Source organism: Parvimonas parva (assembly GCF_016552165.1).
Classification (GTDB): domain Bacteria; phylum Bacillota; class Clostridia; order Tissierellales; family Peptoniphilaceae; genus Parvimonas; species Parvimonas parva.
In genome coordinates this window covers 1-4,685 of the sequence record NZ_JACVDA010000016.1, presented here as the reverse complement: position 1 = coordinate 4,685, position 4,685 = coordinate 1, and the positions used below count along the sequence as shown (strand labels likewise).

Below are 4,685 nucleotides of genomic sequence, written 5' to 3'. Positions count from 1 at the left end.
GCGGACGGAAACGAAGTAAAGGCAGATGGAAATAAATTAACAGTAACAGACAAAACTGAACCGGTTGTACCGCCAACACCAGTTGAAAAAGAAGTTGAATTCAGCAAAGTAAATGTAGGCGGAAAAGAAATAGCAGGAGCTGAAATCCAAATTAAAGATGAACAAGGAAAAGTAGTAAAAGATTGGACATCAAAAGAAGGACAAAGCGAAAAAATTAAATTAAAAGCCGGAACATATATATTCCACGAAGAAGCGGCTCCTAACGGATACCTAAAAGTTACAGATATAACTTTTGAAGTGGATGAACAAGGAAAAGTTAAAGTTAAGAATGCGGACGGAAACGAAGTAAAGGCAGATGGAAATAAATTAACAGTAACAGACAAAACTGAACCGGTTGTACCGCCAACACCGGAAACACCTTGGACACCAATGATACCACCGACAAGAAATTTAAAGGTAACAAAGGAATGGTTGGGAACAAACGGAAATAAAATCACGGCACCTGTAGATAAAATAGAAGTTGAATTATATAAAGACGGAAAGGCAACAGGACAAAAACTTAAATTGAATAAATCCAACAGCTGGACAGGAGAATTTAAAGATTTAAAAGCGTATGAATCAATTTTAAATTCAAAACCTTACGAATATACAATAAAGGAAGTTGGAGAAAGCAATAATTCAATTAAATTTGACGGCAAGTGGTTTAAGGTAATTTATTCCGGAAATATGAAAGACGGAATAAAGGTAACTAATACTTTAATTCCTACAACACCACCTCCAATGCCTCCGGAAAAACCAAAATTGCCTAAAACAGGAATAGGAATAAATACTTTAATTTATGCAGGAATTTCATCTATATTAGGAGGAACAATACTACTATTCTTGAGAAAAAGGAAAGTAAAAAATGAAATTGATGTTTAATTTTTTATAGGCTTAAGATTAAATATTCAAAATTATAAATATTTATTTGACAGCTTAAATTTAGTTTAGTAATTAAGACTGATTTTTTTAGTTTTAGTTACTAAACTTTTTTTGTTTAATTGTACTTGTAAACAAGTATAATTATGAGATTTCCACAGTAGATTATATTCAAATCAAGATTTGGACAATCTTTGAGTCAGACTTACTTTTATTTGTAAGCATTTTGACTTAAATTATTTTGTTTATTATAATTTTTAAAAATAAATCGTAAGCTGATTTACCGGTAACGGTAAGCTATCTAACAAAGGTACTTCCTTATCCGTCATCTTGAGCGTAGCCGAAAGATCTCAACTATTGCTTGTTTACAAGCAATAGTATTTCTGAAAGAAATCCTAAAAAATTTTTGATGTATTTTCGATACATTTACTTTTGCTAAATCAAAAGTATGAAATTTCCTAAAGCTTTTTTATTAAGGAATTGTGTTTTGATCTGATTGAGTAAATTTCTTTTTATATACAATTATATATAGTCAAAACTACTAATATTTATAATATTGACTTTTTACTTTAATTGTATTATATATAGTATAAGGATAAATAGAAGGGAGATGTAATTATGGATTTACTAATGAAAAAATTGACTAATAGTATTATTCAAATTATAATATTTTCATTAATACCATTTTTATGGTGGTTAATCACTTCAAGAAAAAAGATGAATTTTTTTGAATGGATTGGATTGAAAAAAGTAAATAACATAAAAGAAAATAAACTGTTTGCTTGGATTTTTTCGGTGTTAGTTTTATTTTTGATAATCTCTGTTTTTATCTTATATTCATTTAAAAATGTGAATGTAGCGTCTTCGGAATTTATAGGATTAGGAATAAAGTCTTTGCCTTCAATATTGATTTATGCGATTTTTAATACTTCTCTTTCCGAGGAAATACTGTTTATGTACATTTGTAAATGATGTGAGACCAAAAATTATAAAAAAACATAACCTGTATGTTAGAATTAAAGGAGAATTAATTCTCCTTTAATTCTAATAATTCTTTACGTTTTTCAATTGGTGAAAGCCAATTTAAAGTTTGCATAGGTAATCTATTAGATTTATAGAGATATTTTTTCATTTGTACAATCAAATCTTCATAAGAATAAAAAGATAAATTACTGTAAAATCTTTCGTTGTCATTTCTATGACTTCTTTCAACCTTGCCGTTGTGTCTAGGTGTTCTAGGTCTGATTAATTGATGTTTAATACCCAATTCATTACATAGTTTGTCAAAAGGATGAACTCTTTTAGTATCTTTAAAATGTGTAAATTCAAAGCCATTATCTGTTTGAATAATTTCAGGAGTATAACCAAAGTGTTTAATAGCCATTTTAACAAAAGTAACAGTACTATAAGAAGATTGTTCCTTAAAAGGATAAATAAACCTTTCACGAGTTGCCTCATCAATAATTGTATATTGGTAGAATTTGTCAGGATATTTACCAACATAACAAGAATTAGGAACATATTTAACATCAAGTTGCATTTTAACACCAATTTTAGTAGGAGTATGATAAGGTTTAGGAACATAGGGTTTGGAAGGTTGTTTAACATCTTTAAAAAAACCAAGTTTTCTAAGGAATCTAAAAAGGGAGCAAGGGTGTCTAGTATAACCTTTATTTAGTTTAAGTTTAGCGTAAAGTTCAATCAAAGAAATATTAGGATTTCTTCTAATGAGATTTTTAATCCAATAAATTTCAGTATCAGTATGAGAATTAGGGTGTTTAGATAAAGGTCTATGAGATTTATCCCTAAGGGAGTCAATAGAGCCATCAAATCTTTTATTCCAACGCATAAGGGATGCTTTAGATATTTTATATCTTCTACAAACAAAGCTAACAGAATTACCATTTCTGTAAGTTTTAACAGCATGGTATCTTGTTTGAAGTAAATGAGGGATATAACGTTGGTTGTGTTTTATATTTTCTTGATTTTGTGATATAATATTATTCATAAAAGAGAGTTCCTTTCTAGTTATTTTTTTTGTTATTTTAATTATACAGGATATTCTCTTTTTTTTTGTACCCTTGGCCTCACATCAATTGTATCATAACAAAAAAATAAATTTTGCTTCTCTTTTATCATTGCAAAAAGACTAAAAATATGATATTATTTTAGAATAATTTTAGACTTTTTACGGAGGATATAATGGTTAAAAGCAATGAAATAGATATGATAAATGGAAAGACCTTGAAAAAAATGATATTTTTTTCAATTCCAATTATTTTTACAAGTGTTTTTCAATTACTTTTTAATACAGTAGATATAATAGTAATTGGGCGTTTTTCAGGTAGCACAGCTCTTGCAGGAGTTGGTGCCACTTCTTCTTTAATAAATTTATTAATCAGTTTGCTGATTGGAATTTCTATGGGAATTAGCGTTACAATGGGAAAATATTGTGGAGCAAGAGATTACAAAAACGCATCAGATACTGTTCACAATGCAATTGGACTTGCAATGATTGCCGGAACAATTTTGCTTTTCGTAGGAATTATCGCCTCAAGACCTATGCTTGAACTTATGGGAACACCAAAGGAAATAATCGACCTATCTGTACTTTATATGAAAATATTTTTCTTAGGAAGTCCAGCTGCAGCTTTATACAATTTTGGAGCAGCACTTTTACGTTCAATCGGAGATACTAAAAGACCACTATACTTTTTAATCACCTCAGGAATAGTAAATATTGTCCTAAATTTATTTTTTGTTATAGTTTTAAAAATGAGTGTTGACGGAGTTGCGATAGCAACAATAATCGCACAATATATTTCAGCAATTATGATGATATTATTTTTGAAAAAAAGTACAGGATATATGCACTTAGATATTAAAAAAATAAAATTACAAAAAGAAAAAGTTAAAACTATTTTAAGAATCGGACTACCAGCAGGTGTTCAAGGCATCGTATTTAGTATTTCAAATGTATTAATTCAATCTTCAATAAATACATTTGGACAACTTGTTATAGCAGGAAATACAGCTGCAATAAATATCGAAGGATTTGTATATATGTCAATGAATTCAATTTACCAATCAACTCTAAGTTTTACAAGTCAAAATATGGGAGCAAAAAAATATCATAGAATAGATAAAATTTTATTACAAGGACTTGCCATTGTTTCAGTCGTAGGACTTGTGCTTGGAATCGGTGCATATATATGTGGAGATTTTTTACTTGGAATTTTTACAAACGACCCCAAAGTAATAACTTTTGGACTTAACAGAATGAAGATCGTTTCTGCAACATACTTACTATGTGGACTTATGGACGTTACAGTAGGCTCATTAAGAGGAATGGGCTACTCAATTCTTCCAATGATTGTTTCACTAACCGGAGCTTGTCTTTTTAGAGTTATTTGGATATTTACAATATTTCAAATTTACAGAACACAAGAATCCCTTTACATTTCATATCCAATCTCTTGGATATTGACAACAATCGCACATATATGTTGTTACTTAGTAATAAGAAAAAAATTACTAAAACAAAATGATTAAAAATAAAATAATCTTAATGTTTTTAAAAGTAGTGTATCTAAAGAAATTTTTGATGCACTATTTTTTTACATAACAAAAGGTTGAGGATTTTACTCCTCAACCTTAGTTAATGATTCAATTAAAACATTCCATAGCTTATTCTATCTTGAAATATTCAATTTTTAGAGAAATCTTAATCTTCCCTTTTATTTTTCTTCAATACTGATAGTCCAATT

The 4,685-nt window shown here is 28.7% G+C and carries 4 protein-coding genes; 3 read left to right on the top strand and 1 reads right to left on the bottom strand.

Going from position 1 to position 4,685, the window contains the following annotated elements; all coding sequences use genetic code 11:
• On the top strand, positions 1 to 921 hold a 921-nt coding region (locus tag IBJ83_RS06070; RefSeq protein WP_201275769.1), incomplete at its 5' end, for a Cna B-type domain-containing protein.
• 615 nt (positions 922 to 1,536) lie between these two features.
• Positions 1,537 to 1,890, top strand: coding sequence for a hypothetical protein (locus tag IBJ83_RS06065; protein ID WP_231698887.1), 354 nt, complete (start codon positions 1,537 to 1,539; stop codon positions 1,888 to 1,890).
• A 55-nt stretch (positions 1,891 to 1,945) separates the two neighbouring features.
• Here the strand turns inward: IBJ83_RS06065 and IBJ83_RS06060 are convergent, their stop codons facing one another.
• Positions 1,946 to 2,926 (bottom strand): DDE-type integrase/transposase/recombinase, encoded by a 981-nt coding sequence (locus IBJ83_RS06060; protein ID WP_201275768.1) that lies wholly within the window; start codon positions 2,924 to 2,926, stop codon positions 1,946 to 1,948.
• 194 nt (positions 2,927 to 3,120) lie between these two features.
• On the opposite strand from IBJ83_RS06060, the gene IBJ83_RS06055 reads away from it, so the two are divergent.
• Positions 3,121 to 4,470 carry an MATE family efflux transporter gene (locus IBJ83_RS06055; protein WP_201275767.1) on the top strand — a complete coding sequence of 450 codons (1,350 nt, stop codon included), beginning with the start codon at positions 3,121 to 3,123 and terminating at the stop codon, positions 4,468 to 4,470.
• Positions 4,471 to 4,685: the final 215 nt, after the last annotated feature.

What these genes read in the sequence shown, in the direction of transcription:
- IBJ83_RS06065 (WP_231698887.1), top strand. Translation starts at nt 1,537, where the DNA reads ATGGATTTACTAATGAAAAAATTGACTAATAGTATTATTCAAATTATA.
- IBJ83_RS06060 (WP_201275768.1), bottom strand. Translation starts at nt 2,926, where the DNA reads ATGAATAATATTATATCACAAAATCAAGAAAATATAAAACACAACCAA.
- IBJ83_RS06055 (WP_201275767.1), top strand. Translation starts at nt 3,121, where the DNA reads ATGGTTAAAAGCAATGAAATAGATATGATAAATGGAAAGACCTTGAAA.